16 protein-coding genes are annotated in these 20,128 nt (G+C 55.3%); 7 read left to right on the top strand and 9 right to left on the bottom strand.

Annotated elements, in window-relative coordinates:
* The first annotated feature begins 1 nt into the window (after position 1).
* From RHP74_RS04130 to RHP74_RS04155, 6 genes are all read left to right on the top strand, one after another.
* On the top strand, positions 2–1,369 hold the full coding sequence (locus tag RHP74_RS04130) for a PelD GGDEF domain-containing protein (protein WP_145309782.1): 1,368 nt from the start codon (positions 2–4) through the stop codon (positions 1,367–1,369).
* Positions 1,347–2,336 (top strand): lipopolysaccharide assembly protein LapB, encoded by a 990-nt coding sequence (locus tag RHP74_RS04135; protein ID WP_010463659.1) that lies wholly within the window; start codon positions 1,347–1,349, stop codon positions 2,334–2,336. The genes RHP74_RS04130 and RHP74_RS04135 overlap by 23 nt, the downstream gene beginning before the upstream one ends.
* Positions 2,333–3,847, top strand: a complete 1,515-nt coding sequence (gene pelF / locus RHP74_RS04140) for a GT4 family glycosyltransferase PelF (protein ID WP_010463656.1) — start codon at positions 2,333–2,335, stop codon at positions 3,845–3,847. Before RHP74_RS04135 ends, pelF begins: the two co-directional genes overlap by 4 nt.
* Entirely contained in the window at positions 3,848–5,218 is a 1,371-nt protein-coding gene (gene pelG / locus RHP74_RS04145; protein WP_010463655.1) for an exopolysaccharide Pel transporter PelG, read from the top strand.
* A gap of 193 nt (positions 5,219–5,411) precedes the next feature.
* Complete coding sequence (locus tag RHP74_RS04150; protein ID WP_311097978.1) at positions 5,412–6,371, top strand: enoyl-CoA hydratase/isomerase family protein; 960 nt, start codon at positions 5,412–5,414, stop codon at positions 6,369–6,371.
* A 37-nt stretch (positions 6,372–6,408) separates the two neighbouring features.
* Entirely contained in the window at positions 6,409–6,831 is a 423-nt protein-coding gene (locus RHP74_RS04155) for an organic hydroperoxide resistance protein (RefSeq protein WP_102593588.1), read from the top strand.
* A 119-nt stretch (positions 6,832–6,950) separates the two neighbouring features.
* Here the strand turns inward: RHP74_RS04155 and RHP74_RS04160 are convergent, their stop codons facing one another.
* Positions 6,951–7,328: a DUF6124 family protein gene (locus RHP74_RS04160; protein WP_145309778.1), complete on the bottom strand. Its 378-nt coding sequence runs from the start codon at positions 7,326–7,328 to the stop codon at positions 6,951–6,953.
* 520 nt (positions 7,329–7,848) lie between these two features.
* Between RHP74_RS04160 and RHP74_RS04165 the strand changes: the two genes are divergently transcribed.
* The gene (locus RHP74_RS04165) at positions 7,849–8,385 is read left to right on the top strand and encodes a dihydrofolate reductase family protein (protein WP_077747361.1); all 537 of its coding nucleotides are present in this window, start codon (positions 7,849–7,851) and stop codon (positions 8,383–8,385) included.
* A gap of 549 nt (positions 8,386–8,934) precedes the next feature.
* On the opposite strand, the gene RHP74_RS04170 is transcribed toward RHP74_RS04165, so the two are convergent.
* From RHP74_RS04170 to RHP74_RS04205, 8 genes are all read right to left on the bottom strand, one after another.
* The gene (locus RHP74_RS04170) at positions 8,935–12,546 is read right to left on the bottom strand and encodes an SIR2 family protein (protein WP_223508468.1); all 3,612 of its coding nucleotides are present in this window, start codon (positions 12,544–12,546) and stop codon (positions 8,935–8,937) included.
* A gap of 420 nt (positions 12,547–12,966) precedes the next feature.
* A complete protein-coding gene (locus tag RHP74_RS04175; RefSeq protein ID WP_223508467.1) occupies positions 12,967–13,263 on the bottom strand; it encodes a hypothetical protein in 297 nt (98 codons plus the stop codon).
* Complete coding sequence (locus RHP74_RS04180) at positions 13,260–14,240, bottom strand: integrase domain-containing protein (protein ID WP_311100424.1); 981 nt, start codon at positions 14,238–14,240, stop codon at positions 13,260–13,262. Before RHP74_RS04180 ends, RHP74_RS04175 begins: the two co-directional genes overlap by 4 nt.
* Positions 14,218–14,565 carry a hypothetical protein gene (locus RHP74_RS04185; protein ID WP_223508466.1) on the bottom strand — a complete coding sequence of 116 codons (348 nt, stop codon included), beginning with the start codon at positions 14,563–14,565 and terminating at the stop codon, positions 14,218–14,220. The genes RHP74_RS04180 and RHP74_RS04185 overlap by 23 nt, the downstream gene beginning before the upstream one ends.
* Positions 14,549–15,949 (bottom strand): YfjI family protein, encoded by a 1,401-nt coding sequence (locus tag RHP74_RS04190; protein WP_223508465.1) that lies wholly within the window; start codon positions 15,947–15,949, stop codon positions 14,549–14,551. Before RHP74_RS04190 ends, RHP74_RS04185 begins: the two co-directional genes overlap by 17 nt.
* A gap of 1,325 nt (positions 15,950–17,274) precedes the next feature.
* On the bottom strand, positions 17,275–17,934 hold the full coding sequence (locus tag RHP74_RS04195) for a hypothetical protein (protein WP_252879409.1): 660 nt from the start codon (positions 17,932–17,934) through the stop codon (positions 17,275–17,277).
* Positions 17,924–19,057, bottom strand: a complete 1,134-nt coding sequence (locus tag RHP74_RS04200) for an XRE family transcriptional regulator (RefSeq protein WP_311097986.1) — start codon at positions 19,055–19,057, stop codon at positions 17,924–17,926. Before RHP74_RS04200 ends, RHP74_RS04195 begins: the two co-directional genes overlap by 11 nt.
* A gap of 490 nt (positions 19,058–19,547) precedes the next feature.
* Positions 19,548–20,063 carry a helix-turn-helix transcriptional regulator gene (locus RHP74_RS04205; RefSeq protein WP_311097987.1) on the bottom strand — a complete coding sequence of 172 codons (516 nt, stop codon included), beginning with the start codon at positions 20,061–20,063 and terminating at the stop codon, positions 19,548–19,550.
* Between the last annotated feature and the right edge of the window lie 65 nt (positions 20,064–20,128).

Raw genomic sequence — 20,128 nt, forward strand, 5'->3', positions numbered from 1 at the left:
AATGAATTCTCCTCACATGGATTACAGCCTCGCGCCGCGTGCCAGCGGCCCGGTGTCTTGGCTGGAAACGCTGTTGGTCACCGGCGCGGCGATTGGCCTGGGCTTATGGCTGACCCCGCAAGACCCGTTGCAAATGCACGCCGGTTTTCCCTGGCCGGTGCTGGCGCCGCTGCTGTTGGGTGTGCGCTACGGTTTCGTGCGCGGCTTGCTCAGCGCCAGTCTGCTGGTGATGGCGTTGTTCGCCCTGCGCTACAGTGGGCATGAAGCCTACGCCCAGCTTGATCCGTCATTCATTGTTGGCGTGCTGGTCAGCGGCATGCTGGTGGGCGAGGTTCGCGATCTGTGGGAACGGCGCTTGCAGCGTCTGCAGATGGCCAACGATTACCGCCAGTATCGACTCGACGAATTCACCCGCGCGCACCAGATTTTGCGGGTCTCCCACGACCTGCTGGAGCAGCGCGTGGCGGGCAGCGATCAAAGCTTGCGCAGTTCCTTGCTGGGCTTGCGCGACAAACTGCGGGTGATGCCGGACGAAGGCGATGCACTGGCCGCGCTGGCCGAGCCGATCGTGGCCATGCTCGGTCAGTACGGTGCGCTACGCGTGGCCGGGCTGTATCGCGTCGATGAACGCGAAGAGAACGTGTTGCCCGAAGCCTTGGCGACCATCGGCGTCATGGGGCCGTTGGGCACCGAAGACGGTCTGGTCAAGCTGTGCCTGGAACGCGGTGAACTGGTCAGCGTGCGTCAGGAACTGATTGATGCCGGCAGCTCGGCGCAATTCTCGTCGTTGCAGGCCTGCATTCCGCTGATCGATGCCGAAGGTCGTTTGCTGGCGATTCTGGCGGTGCGGCAGATGCCGTTCTTCGCGTTCCAGGATCGCACGCTGAGCTTGTTGGCGTTGCTCGCCGGGCACATCGCCGACCTGCTGCGCCGCGACCCGCAAGTGCTGCAACTGGCCGACGCTGATGCGCAGCAGTTCACGCTGCAACTCAAGCGTTCGCTGGTGGATGTCGAGCAGCACAAACTGGCGGCCGGCCTTTTTGCCTTCGAATTGACCCGCCCCAACGATGAGCTGTCGCGTCTGTTCGAGCGCAGCCAGCGTGGCCTCGACCTGCAATTGCCGCTGCGTAATAACCGCGATCATCAGCTGTTGCTGGTGCTGTTGCCGTTGACCAGTCCGCAAGGCACCGAAGGTTATCTGGCGCGGATGAACCTGATGCTGCACGAGCACTTTGGCATTGAAAGCAGCCTCGACAGCCTCGGCGTGCGCGTGTTGCCGTTCAACCTGGAGCCTGGCTGTGAACGCAACGGGCTGCGTAATTTCCTGTTCAACGAGTGTGGCCTGAATGATCAGCAAGTGGCTGTTTAGCGGAGCCTTGTTGTTAGAGGCGGGCAGTTGGGCCAGCTTGTGGCTCACCGCGCCCGAGTTGCAACAATTGCTGGTGTTCACCCTCAGCCACGGCCTGGCGTGCGTGATGTTGTGCGCGGCCGTGTGGCTGTTGCTGCCGGCGCGCTACCGTTCGCCGCTGCCGTGGAGCCCGCTGTTTATCTTTAGCCTGGCGTTCTTCGTGCCGGTGCTCGGCGCGGTCGGCGTAGTGGCGGCGATCTTCCCGGCGCTGTACCTGCCGCGCAAACGCGACAAGCAAGCGTGGCAAGCGGTGGGCATCCCGAAACTGCCGTTCCGCGCGCAATTGCAACTGCACTCGCCGATCTTTGCCGATGGCGGTTTGCAGGACGTGTTGCGCCATGCCCCGGATCCGGATCAGCGTCTGGCCGCCCTCTTGGCGACTCGGCGCATGCCCGGCAAAGAAGCGGTGCCGATTCTCAAGCTGGCCCTCGGTGACCCGAGTGACGATGTGCGGCTGCTGGCGTATTCGATGCTCGACAAGCAGGAAAGCGACATCAACCTGCACATCCAGATCGCGCTCGGCGAACTGGTCAACGCCAACGCCAAGACGGCGGGTGCGCTGCACGGCAGGCTGGCGCGTTGGTATTGGGAGCTGGCGTATCTGGGCCTGGCGCAAGGCAGCGTGCTTGATCACGTGCTGACCCAGGCCAGCGAACATGCCGAGCAAGGCTTGAAAGCGGGCGAGGGCGGTGAGCTGTTCCTGCTGGCAGGGCGAATCGCGCTGGAGCGAGGCGATGTCGAGCGTGCCGAAGTGCTGCTGAGTCAGGCTCAAGAGAACGGCATGGGCGCGGCGCAGGTGCTGCCGTTTCGCGCCGAGCTGGCGTTCGAGGCCGGTCGTTACCACGAAATTCCCGGTTTGCTCGCCCGCCTTCCCGAGGAAACCCGTCAGCGGCCGCCGTTCGCCGCATTGGTCAGGAGCTGGACATGAGTCACAAGGAACAGGCACCGGTTGCCGACATCTGTCTGCTGCTCGAAGGCACCTGGCCTTACGTGCGTGGCGGCGTTTCCAGCTGGATTCACCAGATGATCCTCGGCCTGCCGGAACTGACCTTTTCGGTGATGTTCATCGGCGGCCAGCGTCAGGCCTATCCGACCCGGCGCTACGAAATACCGGCCAACGTGCTGCACATCGAAGAAGTGTTCCTCGAAGATGCGACCCATCCGACCAACACGCACGTAGAGCCGCGCGAGGCTGACCCGCAGCAGTTGCAGGATTTGTATCGCTTCCTGCATCACCCGGATGCGCCAGACCCGGCCCTGGGCGAACGCTTGCTCGACTGCATCGCCCAGGGCCACATGACCCTCGACGACGTGCTGCGCAGCCGCGCCAGTTGGGAGTCGCTGAGCGAAGGCTATCGCCAGCATTGCGCCGATCCGTCCTTCGTCAATTATTTCTGGACCCTGCGCGCGATGCAGTCGCCGTTGCTGATGCTCGCCGAAGCCGCGCAACGGATGCCGAAGGCGCGGGTGCTGCATTCGATTTCCACCGGGTACGCGGGCTTTCTGGGTTGCATCCTCAAGCAGCGTTGGAATTGCACCTACTTGCTCAGCGAACACGGGATCTACACCAAGGAACGCAAGATCGACCTGGCCCAGGCCAGCTGGATCGCCGAGAGTTCCGGTCAGGCGCTGAACCGCAGCCTCGATGCCGGCTCGGGTTACATCCGCACCTTGTGGGTGCGTTTCTTCGAGCGCATTGGCCAACTGACCTACAACAGCGCCGACAACATCATCGCGCTCTACGACGGCAACCGTCAGCGCCAGATCAAGGACGGCGCCCTCGCGACCCGTACTCAAGTCATTCCGAATGGCATCGACCTGCCGATGTGGACCGCAGCGCTGGAATCCCGCGCCCACGGCATTGCGCCTGTGGTCGGTTTGATCGGCCGTGTGGTGCCGATCAAGGACGTGAAAACCTATCTGCGGGCGATGCGCGGGGTGATCAGTGCCATGCCGCAAGCTGAAGGCTGGATCGTCGGTCCGGAAGAGGAAGACCCGGAATACGTCAGCGAATGCCGCAGCCTGATGGCCAGTCTGGGCCTGGAAGGCAAGGTGCATTTCCTTGGCTTCCAGCGCATTCAGGACATCCTGCCGAAACTCGGCCTGATGGTGCTGACCTCGATCAGTGAAGCGCAGCCGCTGGTGATCCTCGAAGCCTGGGCCGCCGGTACGCCGGTGGTCAGCAGCGACGTGGGTTCGTGCCGCGAGTTGATCGAAGGCGGCAGTGCCGAAGACCGTGACCTCGGACACGCCGGCAAAGTGGTGGCGATTGCCGACCCACAAGCCACGTGCGCCGCGATCCTTGAACTGTTGCGCAGCCCGCGACGCTGGCAGGCCGCCCAGGCCAGCGGCTTGTTGCGGGTCAATCGTTACTACACCGAAGCCTTGATGCTGCAGCGTTACCGCGACCTGTATCAAGCCGCCATGGAGAACAGCTAAATGGCCGGTATTGGCTTTGAACTGCGAAAAATCCTTTCGCGTGATTCCTACACGGCGACCTTGCACGCCTACGTCTACGCCGGGCTGATCAGCTCCGGGCCGTGGGTGTTGTCGATCATCAGTGTCATGCTGGTGGGCATCATCAGCATCGGCCTGTTGCTGCCGAACATGCTGGTCGGACAGTTCCTGGTGACGGTGACGTACCTGATGGCCACCTCGTTGATCCTGACGGGCGGCTTGCAGTTGTTCTTCACGCGATTCGTCTCCGACCGTTTGTTCGAGCACAAGTACGATCAGATCCTGCCCAACCTGTTGGGGGTGTTGTTGCTGGTCACCCTCGGCGCCGGGTTGTTGGGGATCGTCGTGCTGGGCTTGTTGTTCGATGAGCCGCTGATTTACCGCGTACTGGTGTTGGCGAACTTCGTGGTGCTGTGCAACTTGTGGCTGGTGATCATCTTCCTCTCGGGGATGAAGGCCTATAACCGCATTCTGCTGGTGATGCTGGTGGGTTACACGCTGATGGTCGCGAGCGCCTACCTGTTGAGCTTTTTGCAGATGCCGGGCTTGCTGCTGGCGCTGTTGATCGGGCACAGCACGCTGCTGTTCCTGTTCCTCTACGACATCCTGCGCGAGTACCGCGCCGAGAAGCTGATCGCCTTCGATTTCCTCGACCGGCGCAACGTGTTCCTCAGCCTGCTGGCCACCGGTTTCTTCTACAACCTGGGGATCTGGATCGACAAATTCCTGTTCTGGTTCAACCCCGGCACCTCCAACGAAATCGTCGGCCCGCTGCGCGCTTCGATCCTCTACGACTTGCCGATCTTCCTCGCGTATCTGGCGATCATCCCCGGCATGGCGGTGTTTCTGGTGCGCATCGAGACCGACTTTGCCGAGTGGTACGACCGTCTGTTCCGGGCGATCCGCGAAGGTGAAACCCTGCAACACATCGGGCAACTGAAAACCGAGATGACCTTGTCGATCCGCCAGGGCCTGCTGGAAATCTGCAAGGTGCAGGGGCTGACGGCGGTGCTGTTGTTCCTGTTCGCGCCGCGCCTGCTGGAATGGCTGGGTATCTCCAGTTATTACCTGCCGCTGTTCTACATCGACCTGATCGGCGTGAGCATCCAGGTGGTGTTCATGGCGTTGCTCAACGTGTTCTTCTACCTCGACAAGCGCACCGTGGTGCTGGAGCTGTGCGTGCTGTTTGCGGTGTTGAACGCGATGCTGACGTTGTTCAGCATGTACCTGGGGCCAAGCTTCTTCGGGTATGGGTTTACGCTGTCGTTGCTGATTTGTGTATTGCTGGGTTTGCACAGGCTTTCGACGGCGCTGGAAGATCTGGAGTACGACACTTTCATGCTGTCTCGCTGACGTTACGGTTCAGGCAAAAAAGGCACTGGCGATCATCGCCAGTGCCTTTTTTTTGTCCGACTGACGTCACTTGTCAGCCGGAGTTGCGCTGCTAGGCTTGTTCAGCCGGACCTTTCCGACATGCCCATTATCTGCTTCAGACTGTAGAACGTTGTTCGCGGGGACCACATGTTTTTCAACTGGAGGTTTTCCCATGAGACTGCAGCTATTCAATGCCACGATCATTGTCGCCAGCATGGCGGCCACCGACCCGTCTCTCGCCGGTGAAGCATCGACCGCATCCGCTTCACAACCCGACAAGACCCCGTCCACCCACGCAGCAAAACAGGAGATCAAGCTCACCCGCCTTACCCCCGAGTATTGGCGCGTCACCTTCCACAACCCGCCGTACAACATCTACGGCCCCGAGACCATGCCGCAACTGAATGAGGTCGTCACGGCCATCGAGACCGATCCGAAAGTGGTGGTTGTGGTCTTCGACAGTGACGTTCCAGACTTCTTCCTCACCCACTACGACTTCGTCCCGCCGCTGACCGACACCACCAGCCTGCCCAACGGCCCCACCGGCCTGCCACCGCTGCCCGATATGCTGGTTCGCTTGAGCAAGGCGCCCGTGGTCTCGATAGTGTCCATTCGCGGTCGCGCCACCGGCGTCGGCAGCGAACTGGCCCTGGCCAGCGACATGCGTTTCGCCAGCCGCGAAAAAGCCATCCTCTCGCAATGGGAAATCGGCGCCGCCCTGGTGCCCGGCGGCGGCCCGATGGCACGCCTGCCACGGCTGATGGGTCGTGGGCGCGCGCTGGAAGTGCTGCTCACCGGCAACGACATCAATGGCGAACTCGCCGAACGCTACGGCTACGTCAACCGTGCGCTGCCCGATGCCGAACTCGATGCATTCGTCGACACCATGGCCCGGCGCATTGCCCGGTTCGACAAACAGTCGATCGCCGACATCAAGCGCCTGGTCGACGCCGCCAGCCTGCCACCCAACGAAGCCATCGCCGCCGAATGGGACGGTTTCATCGGCTCGGTCAAACGCCCGGCGGCGCAGCAACGCATCACCCAACTGATGGAGCTTGGCCTGCAGAAAAAAGCCGACGTCGAAAAACGCCTGGCGCACTACACCGGCACCCTGGGCGAGGCCTCGAAATGAGCTCGCCGTCGTTCAATCCTGATCAGGAGTCACTGTCATGAGTGCTGCACTGGAAACCGTTCTCTACACCGCAAAAACCCACACAGTCGGCGGTCGCACCGGCACCGGCAAATCAAGCGACGGCGAGCTGGACGTCAAATTCAGCTCGCCCGGCTCGGGCAAGCCGGGCACCAATCCGGAGCAACTGTTTGCGCTGGGGTATTCCGCCTGCTTCATCGGCGCGATACAGGTGGCGGCGGGCAAGATGAAGATCAAATTGCCGGAAGACACCTCGGTGGACGCCGAGGTCGATCTGGGCAAAACCGGCGCTGGGGATTTTCAATTAGCGGTCAGGTTGAACGTCAACTTTCCCGGGTTGGAAGAGAGGGTGAAACGGGAACTGGCTGACGCTGCGCACGAGATGTGCCCATATTCGCGGATGACGCGGGGGCATGTGTCGGTGGATTTGAAGGTGCTTTGAATCCCAGCCACCCACCGGACTAATGTGGGAGCGAGCCTGCTCGCGAATACGGTTTGTCATTCAACAACAATGTCGACTGATTCGCCAATTTCGTGAGCAAGCCCGCTCCCACAGGGGTATCAACTGCGTGGTGAAGATCTCGGCACTTCAACGTTATCCAGCATCCGATTCACCGCCAGTTCAGCCAGCATCACAATCTGCTGAATCGCCATCGCCGTGTGTCGATGCGGACCTTCCAGATACCCCGCAAAATCACCCGCCATCACACTGGCCTGGGCCAACGATTCACAGGTATGGGCGAGCAAGTCTTCGTCCTTGATATCCGGCGCAACGAGAAACATCGTGCTCGGCTTGCGGATCATGGGGGATTTCAGGGCGCAGGGGTTCAGGTAGTGATCGAGCGCACGGTCGGCGGCTTCGTGGAGTTTTTTTGAATCGATGGATTCGTAGGGGGAAACGTCGTCCGGGGCGGGCGGGTTTGGTGTTTCTTTGATCATGGTAAAAGCTCCTAAATAATTGGAGCTGCCACTTTCGTTTCCAGGCGAGAGGGTGGCAGCTGTGCGAGGGCTGGAAAACCGAGGTAGGAGCTAACCCTTGGCAGACCCGAAGGTCTCCCGCACACAGCCGCCATAACATTGAAACGCGGGCCGAAAAAACGCCGCATTATGTCATGTGGACTACTGATTAGCTCTTTCCCTCGGGTTTCCAGGCCCGGTCGCTGATGTGCAGCGACCCACAAAGCCTATCCGCTCCGCTTCCTACCCGACAACCGCCGGAACCTGTCGGAAACGTCCCTGAAAATCACAGCGTCTGTAGGACCCACCCCGGATTTTTTGTTTAAAAATGCTTCCAGGATCAGAAGTTTCTGTCAGTCCTAGCCTGGTTCGAAGCCCCTACCCGAAATTTCAACCCGCCCACATTCCAGCACTCCCACGACTTCGTATAACTGCCAAGCGAAGGCGAGCCGCTTATTCGGCTTATGATCCTGCGTAAACGTCGTTTAATAAGGAGGTCCCGATGGCCACTGCACATGTTTTCATCGCCGTCAGTCTGGACGGCTTCATCGCCCGGCCAGATGGCGACATCGACTGGCTCCTGCAACGTGATGATCCAACTGAAGATCATGGCTACTCTGCCTTCATCGCCGACAAGGAGGTCATCGTGATGGGGCGGGGAAGCTATGAGAAGGTGCTGACCTTCGACACATGGTTTTACGATCGGCCCGTCGTGGTGCTTTCTGCACAGCTGGCCAATTCGCCGGTGCCCGAGGCCCTGAAGGGCAAGCTGCGTTTCTCGAACCTTGCCCCCAGGGACGCGATGGCGGAACTGGCGAGGCAGGGCGTGCATCGGGTCTATGTCGATGGCGGGCAGTTGGTGCAATCCTTCCTGCGCGATGGATTAGTCGCCGATATGGTGATTACCACCGTACCCGTGCTGATCGGATCGGGAAGGCCATTGTTCGGAGCCCTTCAGCAGGACATTGGATTGAAACTGGTATCCAGCCGCAGCTTTCCTTCAGGTCTGGTGCAGTCCACCTATCGGTTGGCGCCATGACCCGCTCATAGTACTAACGAGGTGGCAGGCACGCGTTTCAGGTCGCTTTGCAGCCGCCACCACCCATCCGACAGGCCCACAGGCCGGGGGTACACTGGATTCTCGCGGTGTTGACGGGACAGAACGAGAACTGGCGTATACGAGCGCATGAGCATGTGACGCGCTGGATTTTCAGGCACAAAAAAGACGTCCGTGGACGTCTTTGATTGATCATTTGGTGGGCCGGGGTAAGTTGAATCGGTCCTGTAAATTATTGATTTATAAAATTAATAACTATTTGAATTTTTAGTTGGAATACCAGTTGGAATACTGTGCTCCATTTGACCATCCGTTTGTATTTGATCTGACCAGCACGCCTCGTAACCATGATTGGCAATGAACTGCCCATAGCTGGGATTTAATTCGTTTTTGTTTAGGGTTCTGCTGAGATGTAGAGTTTATTTGATTTGTGTACGTCGTGCAGGGAAGTAGCGGAGGCATAGCATTTGGTTGATGATCGCCTAGTAGAAGGCGCGGCTCCTTACGCCGCGCGCTTTAGGTGTTTTCGATTTACATCGAAAAAGTCGCAAACCGTACTTCGGGTAGGGGGTCAGTTGTTGCAGCCTCTATCATGGTTTTTAGGTCGCTGTAAGTATTATTAGAAGACTCTAGGATGATGTGAGCTAGCTTCACACACTCTGCACGTATAAGTGAGGCGTCTACCGCATCCCTGCTGTCATGGTCAATTGTATGGTAATTAGACTCTTCAAAGATAATGGGAAGACTATCTCGGATCGTACCTAGCTCGTCGTTGTCTAATAGGTTTTTTCTGTAAGACTCTCTGATAACCCATAGGAGATGCGCAAGACTAGTTTTACGTCCTGATTCAACTAGATATACGACTCTTGAGATCAGGTTTTTTGCGTTATCAGAGTCTGTTAATTCCCTGAGTTTGAGTGCGGCTAATGCCGCGAATCTAACCTTGTTTGGTTGCTTTTCTTGTAGGGATCGGCGAATTACTCTGTGAATTTCGACATCAATTTCTTCACTTACTCCGTGAAAATGGACTAAGGCTAGAGCGAGAGAAGATGCCAAAGTATGGCTAAAATATTCCTTGAGCGTCTCAAAACGTTCTAGGGTCAAATCTTGAGGCAGTAAGGATGGGACGATAGAGTACGCGAGAGCTTGACCGATCAAGTCTGCAATGTCTGCGCTTTTAGATTCGAATATATTTAGCGGGCTGTTCGCATCCGTTGGAAGGCGCCAAAGAGTCATTACATCGAAGTAATCAATGGCCTGCTGATGAGTTGGAAGAATCTGTGCGGAAGTATCGGTCGAAGCAGCAATAATGGCACTCAAATGCGTAGGGTTTGTGTTACAGGGCTTTGCAAATAAAGTATTCGAAATTAGTAGATTAAGCCTTGTTGTATCGCTTGTGGGAAAATATTTAAATACGTGCGGGAAAAAGTCGGAATTTGGTAGGGCTGAATAATTAAAGTCTTTCCCAAATATAGCAATGGAAAGTTCATCGTTCTCTGAGTCAGACGTGAAATTATTGATGAGCAATGGTAATAGTCGGCTAAGGGATGGAGTGGAGATCGATGGTAGCTTAATGATGTTATTTATACCGCTTATGATTTCTGAAGGAATATCAGGCAAAGGGTTTGTTATGCCTTGGCGAGGCGCTAGAGAGTCAGTAGAAATTGTTCGGATAATTTCAGAAATTCTATGATTTAAGCTGTGGTTGTGGCTTCTAACTCCAGGCTTGTATATGACTGGGTTAGGCCACTCTGGATTACCCTTAGTATGTGGGAGAGGGAAATTCAAGGCGTCTAGTAGAAGTTCGTGATGCTGGCTCTCAGGAATGCTGGCGAGTGCGTTGTTCAATAAGTTGCTTATAGGGCTGTGTAGCCATATAGCACTGGCATATTTTTCATGTCCCATGGATATTGCTAGTTGAAAAGCTTTTTTTGAGATTTCAGGTGTCGCTCGAATCAAAAGTCTACCAAGTACTTCAATGAATACTCTAAGGCGTTGTATGTGCTGAACTTTATTTTCTAATGTTGCGGTTGCAAGTTTATTTTGCCAATAGGCTACAGCGTTGGTGCAGTAGTTTATTGCGTTGTCTATATCTTCCTGCTTTGCGCATGCGAGCTTCATTCTCGAAAAGGCATTTGTAATGGCTTTGGATTTCTCGTAACTAGATATGCGAAGAGTTAGGCTGAATCGCTCTCTATTTGCTAAAATATTAAGTGTCGTAATGTTTTCGATGATGGACTTTATGAAGTTGACGTCCTTCCATGTTATTGGCAGTCCTGCGTTTCGAGACGTGCCATCGACTAAAAGAAGGATATGAAGTTCATTGCTTAAGTTGATTGAGTCTGACTTTTCTCTGTAGTGTCCAGGGGTGAATAAGGGTTCTATTTGTTGCTTGTAATGGCTTTCTAGCTCCTTATGTACTCGTCTTTCGATATGTTCAATATGATCGCGTGGATCGCATTTCCATTTCTTATAGTTGGATGGGAGCGGGTCAATAGGCTTGCCAAAATTCCCAAGATTTATTCCGTGCATTACAAAGTGAGCCCACGACAAGCGGGACAATATGTATAAGGAAGTGCTGTCTTTGCGATATTGATTACGAAGTTCATTGTACGCCATCGAAACTAGGGTTTCACCCTCATCGGATAGCCCTAACTCCGATAAAAGAGAGGCTTTCCTTATTTTCCAAATGGACTCCTGTTCTGAGATTTTTCTCGTAAAAAGCTCAAGTTCAATATAGTTAAGGTTGTCTCTGGCGATTAAGGCCTTATGGTATGCGATCTCATTAATAACATCAGGCCAGTGCTTTGAGTTTTCTTCTAGTATAAGGGTTGTTATGTCTGATACCGAAAGGCTATTTACGGTGTCGTATTCATGCCAGCGTGTATTTTGAAGTAGTAGTAAAGCTATTTCTAATTGCTGCTTCTTATTTAGAGTGTCTGATGTTTCAGGGTTGCAGATTTTTAGTAATTCATTGGCTAGCCATTGGGGGACTATTTCATAAGTTAAGCTGTGGCGCCATGCTTTTTCATATAGCAGCTTCGCACGATTACTGGCTGAAATTAGAGTTAGTGAATTTGGATTGAAAGTAGATATGCTTATTTGTGTTTGTAGTTCCCAGCGCAGCGAAGGAGGGCATACCAGCCATCCTGGATATGAATTTCTATCTGATTCAAGTGTTGAGATATATTGTTCAATGGGTGTTGAGCTTTCTATTCGTTTTGGACTCCAATCGGAGGGCTCATCCGGCTTGAGCAGATTTAGTATTTCGAAGAAGATCTCAGTGGCCTTTATATGCTTTAAATTTGGGTCGTCATAGCCGTCAACAAGGCTTTCCAAATCGATAGGGGCTACATTCAAAGATTCTAAGTATTTACGTTTTCCAGGCGTTAAGCGAAGCGCACCGATTAAATAAATTTTTCGGGCGTGAGCAGTAAGATTGTCTCTAACCCAGCCAGCCCATTGTAGAAAATTTGGGTCGTCGCCTGAAAATCCTATTAGGCATAGTTCATTTTCAATAAATATTTGTCTTGCGAAATTTACGTAGGCTGCATGTGTTTGTGGGTATTTTCTATAATCTTCTTGAGTGAAAATTAGCTCTTCAGTTATATCGATTGTTCCATGTAACTTAACGATCCTTGGGGGGCGGACGTACGAGAGATCAGCTTGTTTAGTTACAGTATTATACACCCGATGGTGAACGTTTACGGCGGCACGTTCTAATAGTGTGTCCCAATTGGTAGTAAGGATTTCCGTCCATGGAAAATCTAGCAGTGTGTTGTAAAATTTTCCAGGACGCCAGGCGGAGTCATTGATGCTGCTTCTTAACAGATCGATCATCGTTTGTTGCCCAAAATGAGCACGATATTCTTCAGCTAGGCGGAGAGGATCTGAGTAGGGCAGATCTGGGTTGGAGGGATCAAGTTCCTGTGCCAGTTTACGCGAAAGATCTAACCAAAGAGGGGGGGATTTCGACGTGTCGCCACTCTCCGCGGCACATCGAGTAAATCCTGCACCTATCATTATTGCAGCGCCATGATTCGAAGGATTTTGTTGCCATAAAGCGGCTGCAAGCTTTTTTATTAACGCGTAATCGGGCAATCCCATTGCTTTTTGAATGATGTCAATTTCGTCTGAGCTCATTGTATATCCTTTGTGGTGGCTGTTGAACGTTTCATAGATTATGTGTATTTGAGTATGGGTGTCAAATTGCCATTAATTGTAAAACTAATGCATGGAAATGCTAGTTGTTCGATTAATTTAGATGGGGTGTGAGTTTATAATTAAGGAGTTTGATTGCGCTCAAGCTCCGCGGTATTAGCCTCGTTAGATTTCTTTATTTTATGAGGGCGCAAGCGGGAAAAGCGTGGCTGTAGCGAAATTCATACGGGCGTGCTTATAAACGTGAGTGGTGAGCTTAGAGGCGTGCGCCTCACCATGGATTAAAATTCAAGGTCAAAAAATTAAGCTAGCTATTTGAGTTGGTAGCATATTCAGTGTTGCGGCGATTAAATATTCCACGCTGAGGTTGTTGAAGGCGGACAAGTGAGCCTAGAGGGCTGCCTATACGTGACTAGTCGAGCGACCGATCAGCAATTCTCGGTCATTCCCTAATCGCCTCCAGACCAATAGGGCCGTGAGTTGATAGTAATACCGGGTAGCATCGGAATGGCCCTTCAGATGGTGAGCCAGGAACCAGCACACATGCTTGCGCTGCCAGGTCCAGGGATTATCTCGCTGCCATCGTTGTTGAATGGCCGCTTGCATTGCTCGGGCTTGCCTTAGGTGTCGTTGCTGGGTTGTCTTCGAGCCGGTCAGTACGCCGCTCAGGAACAAACCCATATCAAACGGTTTGCTCATGATCGGCCTCCAATGTACGCCGACACTACATCGATTCGGTTATGCCCGAGCTCAAGGCTGATTTGTTGGCGCGCCTGCTGATCAAGGTCGCGGTCAATGCGATAGCACTGTCCACCATTGACCGGTGCGGAGTGGCCAGTGAGCTGTTCGTAACGCTCGCAGGCGTAGGCCGCTCGCAGTTCATGGAAACCCTTCAGCCCGTGTTCATGCAGCGTTTCACGGGCGGGGAGTACAGCCCGATGCAGAAACGCGGCGTAGCTTTCGTCTCGGGCCAGCAAGTTGCGGCTGCGGGGCGGCGACGCATGACGGGCCAATTGCAGCGCCGCCTTCACCGCTTCATTGGCCACAACCCATCGCGGCGCTGATGCCCCTGAGCGGCCGCCTTTGGTGCCGTCCTGGATGTTGATGCGGCCTAAGTGTTCGGCTTCGCGGTGCAGTCGTGGCAGGTCAGCCAGGATCGCTTCGCGCAGGCGCATGCCGGTTGCTCGGGCCAAGCGGACAATCGCGGCCACCCGCTCGTGTCGCTGTTCGCCCAGTACCTCCACGACTCGTTGAACCTGTTGGCGGTCCTGGCCATCCGGCGCGCGGGTGCGTACGGTCGAGCGCTGCTGTCCTAACGCCTGGCTCGGGCTGGCGATCCTCACGTCCTGATCACCGCGCAGCACAGCGAGGGTGCGGTTGACGCTGCTCAGGCGATTCTGCGCGGTGGCGATGCAGAGTTCACCTTGCTGGATCTGATGACGCAGATACGCGGCGTAGTCTTGCAGCGTCTGTCGATCGATCTGGCGTGCATCGTTGTAACCGGGGCCGTCCTCTGACCGACACCAACGCACGAACGCTTGCCAGCGATCGCTATGCGCTTTGACCGTGGCGAAGCGGCCGCCGGCAAACAGATCCTTTAGCGCTTGTGGGCCGGCGTAGCTCAGCTGGCGGCCATAGCCAAAGTTGCGACCCTCACGCCGACCGACCAAGGACATCATCATCACCATTTTCGTTGTCTTGCAGAAAGAGCAGCAGGGCTTTCCAGTGGGGACTGAGCCTGTCCACTTGCTGCCAGTGTGTCGGGCGGATCAGGAGGGTGTTTTCGTGGTGTTGCAGCAGTGCACCTTCCTCACGCAGTTGCTCGATCAGCAGGGCGAGGCTGGCAGGGGCAATTGGTGGCGTGGCGACAGCGGCGACAGTGGCGACAACCCGCGTCGTTTCTGGCCTGGCACGTGGCGACAGGGTGGCGACACGTCGCGATTCTGGCGGCGGTTGATGTTGCGCCTGGTAGCGGCGCACCGCGTCATTGAGGCGAAACATGGCGGACCTCGAAAGTTTTGCCGTCGCGGCTGCTCAGCCAGCGATGAGTGATCAGTACGACTAATAAAGAGGCGGTATGGTCGGCGCTCTTGCGGGCAAAGCGAGGGCCGTTGCGATTGACGTCGCGAATGCTGAAGTGGGTCCAGCCTTTCTGTACCAGCCAGCGCAGCAGCCGATCCGCTTCTTCGCATCGGCTATTGACCGGCTCCTGTTCGGTCAAACGCTGGATCTCGGCCAGGTAGTAATCCATCAACGTGGAAGCGCGCTGGATGTGTCCTTCGTCCAACGCACTGGCCTCTTCAACCATGGCCAGCACGCCCGCGATGCGCAGCACATTCGCCGGGGCTTTGCCCGCGAAAGGCTGGACGCCGGCTAGCTCGCCGAACTCGCCAGACTGGCACTCAATGGTGTCGTGAATATCAATCCAGGCACGACGGGCACGGGCAGTCAGCTTGAGCATGGCGGGATTGAGTGAGCCATCCTTGTGAAGCGACCAGGGCTTTTGCAGCAGGGCGGTGATCCGCTGTTGGTAGCCCTGGACTTTGGCATCTCGGGTCAGGTCGATTGCCTTGTAGAGTCGCTGGCCAGCCAGGCGCTCGGGCCAACTGATCAGGCAACGGCCGAGGATGCCTTGGCCATTGATCACCGGGTCTTTGAACAGTTGGTTGGCCAGGTAGGGCTGCAGCATCAGATGCAGACTGAGGCGGCGGTCATAGGCGCGCAGGCTTTCTCCGGCCATGGAACGCGCCCGGTCGATCGGGCTGCCATCCCACAATGTCGATAAGGTGGTGATCGCCTTGAGCAGATTCTCTTTGCTCATGGTGCTGCTACCCAAGAACTGTCCACCTTCATCATTAAACAAGCCCATGCTGGGCAAACCCTGGCACAGGCTTTTGACCAGGGCCTCAATGGTCGGCTCGGCAATGATCAATCTTGGCGGTGCCGGCTCAGATAGTTTGCTGCCTTCCGCCTCCGAGGGCGTCTTTGAGGCTTTGGGTTTGGCCATGATGCTGGTAGCGGCGCGATAGGTTTTGAGCTTTTCCGCATATAGGGTCCACTGCTGTCGTTCCCAGTCGCGCGCCGCCTTCAGGGCCAGTTGATCCACCGCGCTTTTACGATCACCCGAGGACGCCACCGTCAGGAGGTAGAGGGACAGCGGATAGGTTCGGCCATCGAGTTGGACATTGGCATGGCCCTGGCTCACCAGGGCCGCGCTGGCCAGCACCGATTGTGCCGCCATGGCGCAGGGAACGCCGATCACCTCAGCCAGTCGTTCGACCGCAGGGCCCAACAGATCCCCGAGTGCATCGACCGGGTAGGGCAGTGGCGCCTGCTGGTACTCCAGCAATGGTTGTGGGGGCTCGAACGCTTCGCACAGTTGCATCGCTATTCTCCTGAAATTATCGACTTCGTCCTCACTCATCCCGCCACGGTTGTTGAGTGTTATCAGGGATCAAGCCCCCTGCGACCTGTGAGGTTTGTCCACTTACGCGGGACTGACGGCTCCTTACGGCTGGGAGCTTGGGCATCTCATGATCTGGCCTCCTGAACACCTCCGAAGAAGTGGGCGGGTGGAGGCTGCACTGGCTGACGAGACCGGTGCCGCGAGATCCTGAGTCAGGTGAAGGCAGTGAGGCGATGACTGGGGCATGCCTGATTGTCAGTCAGGTGCAGTCCATTCCTTGGGCTGCGGCACCATCATCGGCATCGCTGTGGCGAGTGAGCATTCGGTGTTTGTCACGCCGATTGTCACAAGGGGGAAAGCCGCAAAGGCCCGTGCGAGCAGGGCTGCAGCAGTGTGAGATGCGCCCGTCTCTTTAGGGGCAAAGAGACGGGCAACAGGTTGGCGCAAGAAATGGCCAAGCGAATAAGTTGCTGCAGAGCAGCCAGGAGGGGGCATGAGTTGCCGCAGTGGGCATACTGGAAAAAATGGCATCCATCACATTGCTGTGACCGTGCGAGCCGCCGGACGCTAATCGCACTTGGGGTGAACCACCCACAATGTGGCGTAGCCTCAAAGGTTCTGGCTACTTGGGTGCTGTCGAGGACAGCGCTTGTACAGTTCTGGTTTAGCGCTCGATCTGCTCGCGGTCAACAGTATTTTGGGGGCGGCTCTTGCGCCAATCGGTAGCGCTGGAAGACCTTGGAATCCGGTGGTTTTCCATAGTCGGGTGGTCGTTCGTCGGGTTTTAATATGAGCCCCTGCGCATGGGAATGCGGAGCCTTCCCATGCGCAGGGGCTTGGCCGGGAAAGCATAAGAGCGGGATCGGCGTATGCGGCCGGTGAACGCACCTTCCCTTTGGTTATTGGGACAGTGCGGATGCCGTCTGCTCGGCCTCCTTGGCTTCGACGATTTTCCTGCACCAACGTTTCTAATACCAGCAGACTCAGCGCGCAGAGTCCCATAGGGCTTCTGTAAACCTGTTTTGCGCCGTTAACCACATAGGTTTACAGCTTTGAAAAATGGTTTACAGCTAGGGCTACGACTGAGGGTGTGGGTATCGTAGAGGCCGGCGTGAGACGTGACAGCCTAAGCAAACTGAGGCCCTTCGACGTCCTCATCTGCCACGGCTGACGGCAAGTCATCAGCAGGTACAAGCGGCATTCCTAAGTAGAGGAGCATGGTTCCACACACTTTGGCGTGATCATCCCCAGATGGTTTCGGCTCAAATGCAGAAAGGTAACTGGGCGCCGGCTTGGTTTCTGTGTCAGGCATCCGGATTGCTCTGGGCTGGGGGGAGGCCAGTAGGAGATACGGGTGGTGAGCTGCTTCCGGTTGACGCAAGGCTGACGCCACGATTCATGTTGTACCGGTACTGAAGCGCGAGATCGTAAGCGGTATTGAAATGTGGCCCTAAAGTGCCGCCCATAGACTGGTGCTGGCTGGTCACGGTGCCGTGGTCGGTATCGGTTAGCAAGTTTTTGAAGATGAGCCAAGAATGCAGGTGAGGGGTCGTCTGGGTAAGCGTGTTACCTACATCTACGGATAGCTTGCGCGCTTTCTTATCATCGGTGATGAAGGCTTGCCTGATGCTCATTGCGAAAGCGATGGATGACAACTCACCCTTGCCAAGCCGCTTTCGGTTTTCCAAATCTGCAATTGCCTGAAGATCATTGATAGTGCAGGAGTGAGCCTGGAATCTGCCTCGCTGCTGCTCACGTTTGAGCCGTTCCCTGAGCTCCAGATCAGCCTCGGTAGGGTTCGTGCGAGGCTTGACCAAGCACTCGTAATGCACAAATGCGGTCATGCAGAACTCGCAATTCGCTTCCCGCGCTGCCGCATACAGGCGGATAGATGACAATACATTCCAGACCGAACAGGTGTCTGCCACATTAATACGGTGAAAGCTGGAAGGATCAATGGCCATGAAGGGTTCGTCCGTAAAGTTTTGCTATCCCCGCAAGCTCTGCGTAGCCACAAAGCAGGGCTTCCGATAGTCGGCCCAGGCTTATCAGATCTTGGCTGTAAGCGTCCAGGCATAGGCCGACGTAGTGATCGGACAAGCCTCGTGTAAGCAGGCTAGCCTTTCTAGCGCGCTGCTCAGGAGTGAGTCGTTCAGGGAGCTCGGGATCGACCTTTGCCTCTTTCGGAACGCGATACTGGCGAATACGCCGACTTGTGTCGTTATCGACTAGTCGCGCCTCCTTGACGGCTATCCCCAAGGCATCACAGCTCACTCGGAATTTATTGGCCCAGAGCTGTGTATCACTTTCCGACCAGCCAGAAGGATCTGGCAGCTGGCGGATGACCTCCTCAGGCATGAGATAGCAGGATGCGAAACGGTTCGCGCGCACCTCGCGCATATCTGCCCCGTCTCCCTGCAGTGTCACACTCGCGCCTTCATGACTGTCGAAGATGGCGTGAGCCATCTCGTGGGCAGCACTGAAGCGTTGTCGATAGACGTCTTCGGTGTAGTTGACCAGGATGCATTTTCCTGCGGTGGGATGTTGGATGAAAACGCCCGAGATTTTGGAGTTGGAAAGCTTTCTTCGGAACACGTGGACGCCTACCGATCGGAACTCGGCATAAACGTCCAGAGGCACTTGTCTTTCACCATGACCCATCACTTTACGCAGCGCCTTGGCCGCATCTTGCGCATGCCCTTTGAAGTAGGTTCCAGTAGGCGCGAAGGAGAACTCCTGGGATGTGCCATGCAGTTCTTGGGTTAGGAACTGCTCCGTGTCGCAAAGGTACAAAAACTCCTGGATGGCCGCGCGATCTGCTTTCGAGAATTCTTTGCCGTGTGCCCTGTACAGGGTCTCCGTCTGCTCGAACGGGGCAACCTGCTCGTTGGAAATGAAAAACTTGAAGTCACATCGATAGAAGTCGGCGAGGATGAGAATTTCGTCACCCGTCGGCTCAACAACGCCCAGTTCGATTTCACTCAGGCGATCCACTGAGATCGCCGTGTCTTTGGCCACGTCTTCTTCCGTGGCTTCCAACTGGTTCCGATAGCGCTGTAATTTTTCGCCAAGCGATTGAAGGTTCATGCTGCACTTATGTCCTAGACGGCACTGACGTGTGAAAACATCTTAGCTCAGGTTGTCTTGGATGTTGGTACCGCGCGAATCCCGATTTCTTTCAAGGCATGGACATGTGGGGCCGGCGAAGCTGCGAAGCCGTTCAGGGATTCCTGGACGACCTGTGTTTTGAATGGCTTGGGATGAGAGGTTCCTTGGCGCATGGCATTCGCCTGTTTGGGCAAAATACGGCTCCTACCTAAATAGGAGCACACCGCCGCCGTAAGCGATAGCTTCAGAAAGGCCTATCCGCGGAACGCTTACATAACTCAGAAGCCATAAATATGGATTCCTGTCCCTTAGTGAGGACCCGGATGACTTTGGCAGCGGCTCATTTCGGGCGTTCACTCGCAATTCTGATGTGGGTTCGATGGCGTCGGAGAAACTCCCTGGTTTCGCCGACGTAGAACGGTTCTTGGGCGTCTGGGTCAATGATGGCGTAGACGATATACTGTCGTGATCAATATATAGCTGTATGTCCCGCATTTGACTTTAATTGTTGCTCTTTATAGATAGGGTCTAATGCGAACCAGAAGACAGCTATCGGGGTGACTGTGCCGTTAGCGTTGTAGATAGGGCCGCTTAATACTGAGTTGTAGCCCCACTGCTGTGCGATTGGGCGCGAGCGAAAGCCTACCGAAGAGTAATAGTCTTGAGCTTCTTTTAAAAGCAGATCCTCATTAAAGTCTAAGTCTTTAGATATGACGGCCCAGCCATTCTGGCTAAGTAAAGTTGCATAGCGCTCCATTGCCGAGAGAACCGTAGATGAGAGTACGCCAAGTCCCGTACATACTCTGAACAATATCTCCATCGTAAGAGGGCTTCGCCCAGTTTCAATTTTTGTCCACGCGCTAGGGGTTCTATTGCACATTTCTGCAATCTGCGCTTGATGGATATTGCGCTCAAGGCGGAGTTCCTTGAGGATCAGAAGAGTAATAGTAGAAAAGGTCGTTACTTTACTGTCGTTGTTAATCATGTTCACCTCACGTCGTTTTGTTAGGTACGAAAAAAATATAGCTTATGAGTTCTCTTTGGTCAATA

The sequence above is a fragment of the Pseudomonas sp. SG20052 genome, assembly GCF_031766055.1.
Taxonomy (GTDB): domain Bacteria; phylum Pseudomonadota; class Gammaproteobacteria; order Pseudomonadales; family Pseudomonadaceae; genus Aquipseudomonas; species Aquipseudomonas mandelii.

Excerpts from the sequence above, each read along its gene's own strand:
- RHP74_RS04180 (WP_311100424.1), bottom strand. The coding sequence starts at position 14,240 with ATGTCCTTGGTCGGTCGGCGTGAGGGTCGCAACTTTGGCTATGGCCGC.
- RHP74_RS04195 (WP_252879409.1), bottom strand. The coding sequence starts at position 17,934 with ATGGCCATTGATCCTTCCAGCTTTCACCGTATTAATGTGGCAGACACC.
- RHP74_RS04155 (WP_102593588.1), top strand. The coding sequence starts at position 6,409 with ATGAGTGCTGCACTGGAAACCGTTCTCTACACCGCAAAAACCCACACA.
- pelF (WP_010463656.1), top strand. The coding sequence starts at position 2,333 with ATGAGTCACAAGGAACAGGCACCGGTTGCCGACATCTGTCTGCTGCTC.
- RHP74_RS04150 (WP_311097978.1), top strand. The coding sequence starts at position 5,412 with ATGAGACTGCAGCTATTCAATGCCACGATCATTGTCGCCAGCATGGCG.
- RHP74_RS04170 (WP_223508468.1), bottom strand. The coding sequence starts at position 12,546 with ATGAGCTCAGACGAAATTGACATCATTCAAAAAGCAATGGGATTGCCC.
- RHP74_RS04205 (WP_311097987.1), bottom strand. The coding sequence starts at position 20,063 with ATGATTAACAACGACAGTAAAGTAACGACCTTTTCTACTATTACTCTT.
- RHP74_RS04185 (WP_223508466.1), bottom strand. The coding sequence starts at position 14,565 with ATGTTTCGCCTCAATGACGCGGTGCGCCGCTACCAGGCGCAACATCAA.
- RHP74_RS04135 (WP_010463659.1), top strand. The coding sequence starts at position 1,347 with ATGATCAGCAAGTGGCTGTTTAGCGGAGCCTTGTTGTTAGAGGCGGGC.
- RHP74_RS04190 (WP_223508465.1), bottom strand. The coding sequence starts at position 15,949 with ATGCAACTGTGCGAAGCGTTCGAGCCCCCACAACCATTGCTGGAGTAC.
- RHP74_RS04130 (WP_145309782.1), top strand. The coding sequence starts at position 2 with ATGAATTCTCCTCACATGGATTACAGCCTCGCGCCGCGTGCCAGCGGC.
- RHP74_RS04160 (WP_145309778.1), bottom strand. The coding sequence starts at position 7,328 with ATGATCAAAGAAACACCAAACCCGCCCGCCCCGGACGACGTTTCCCCC.
- RHP74_RS04200 (WP_311097986.1), bottom strand. The coding sequence starts at position 19,057 with ATGAACCTTCAATCGCTTGGCGAAAAATTACAGCGCTATCGGAACCAG.
- RHP74_RS04165 (WP_077747361.1), top strand. The coding sequence starts at position 7,849 with ATGGCCACTGCACATGTTTTCATCGCCGTCAGTCTGGACGGCTTCATC.
- pelG (WP_010463655.1), top strand. The coding sequence starts at position 3,848 with ATGGCCGGTATTGGCTTTGAACTGCGAAAAATCCTTTCGCGTGATTCC.
- RHP74_RS04175 (WP_223508467.1), bottom strand. The coding sequence starts at position 13,263 with ATGAGCAAACCGTTTGATATGGGTTTGTTCCTGAGCGGCGTACTGACC.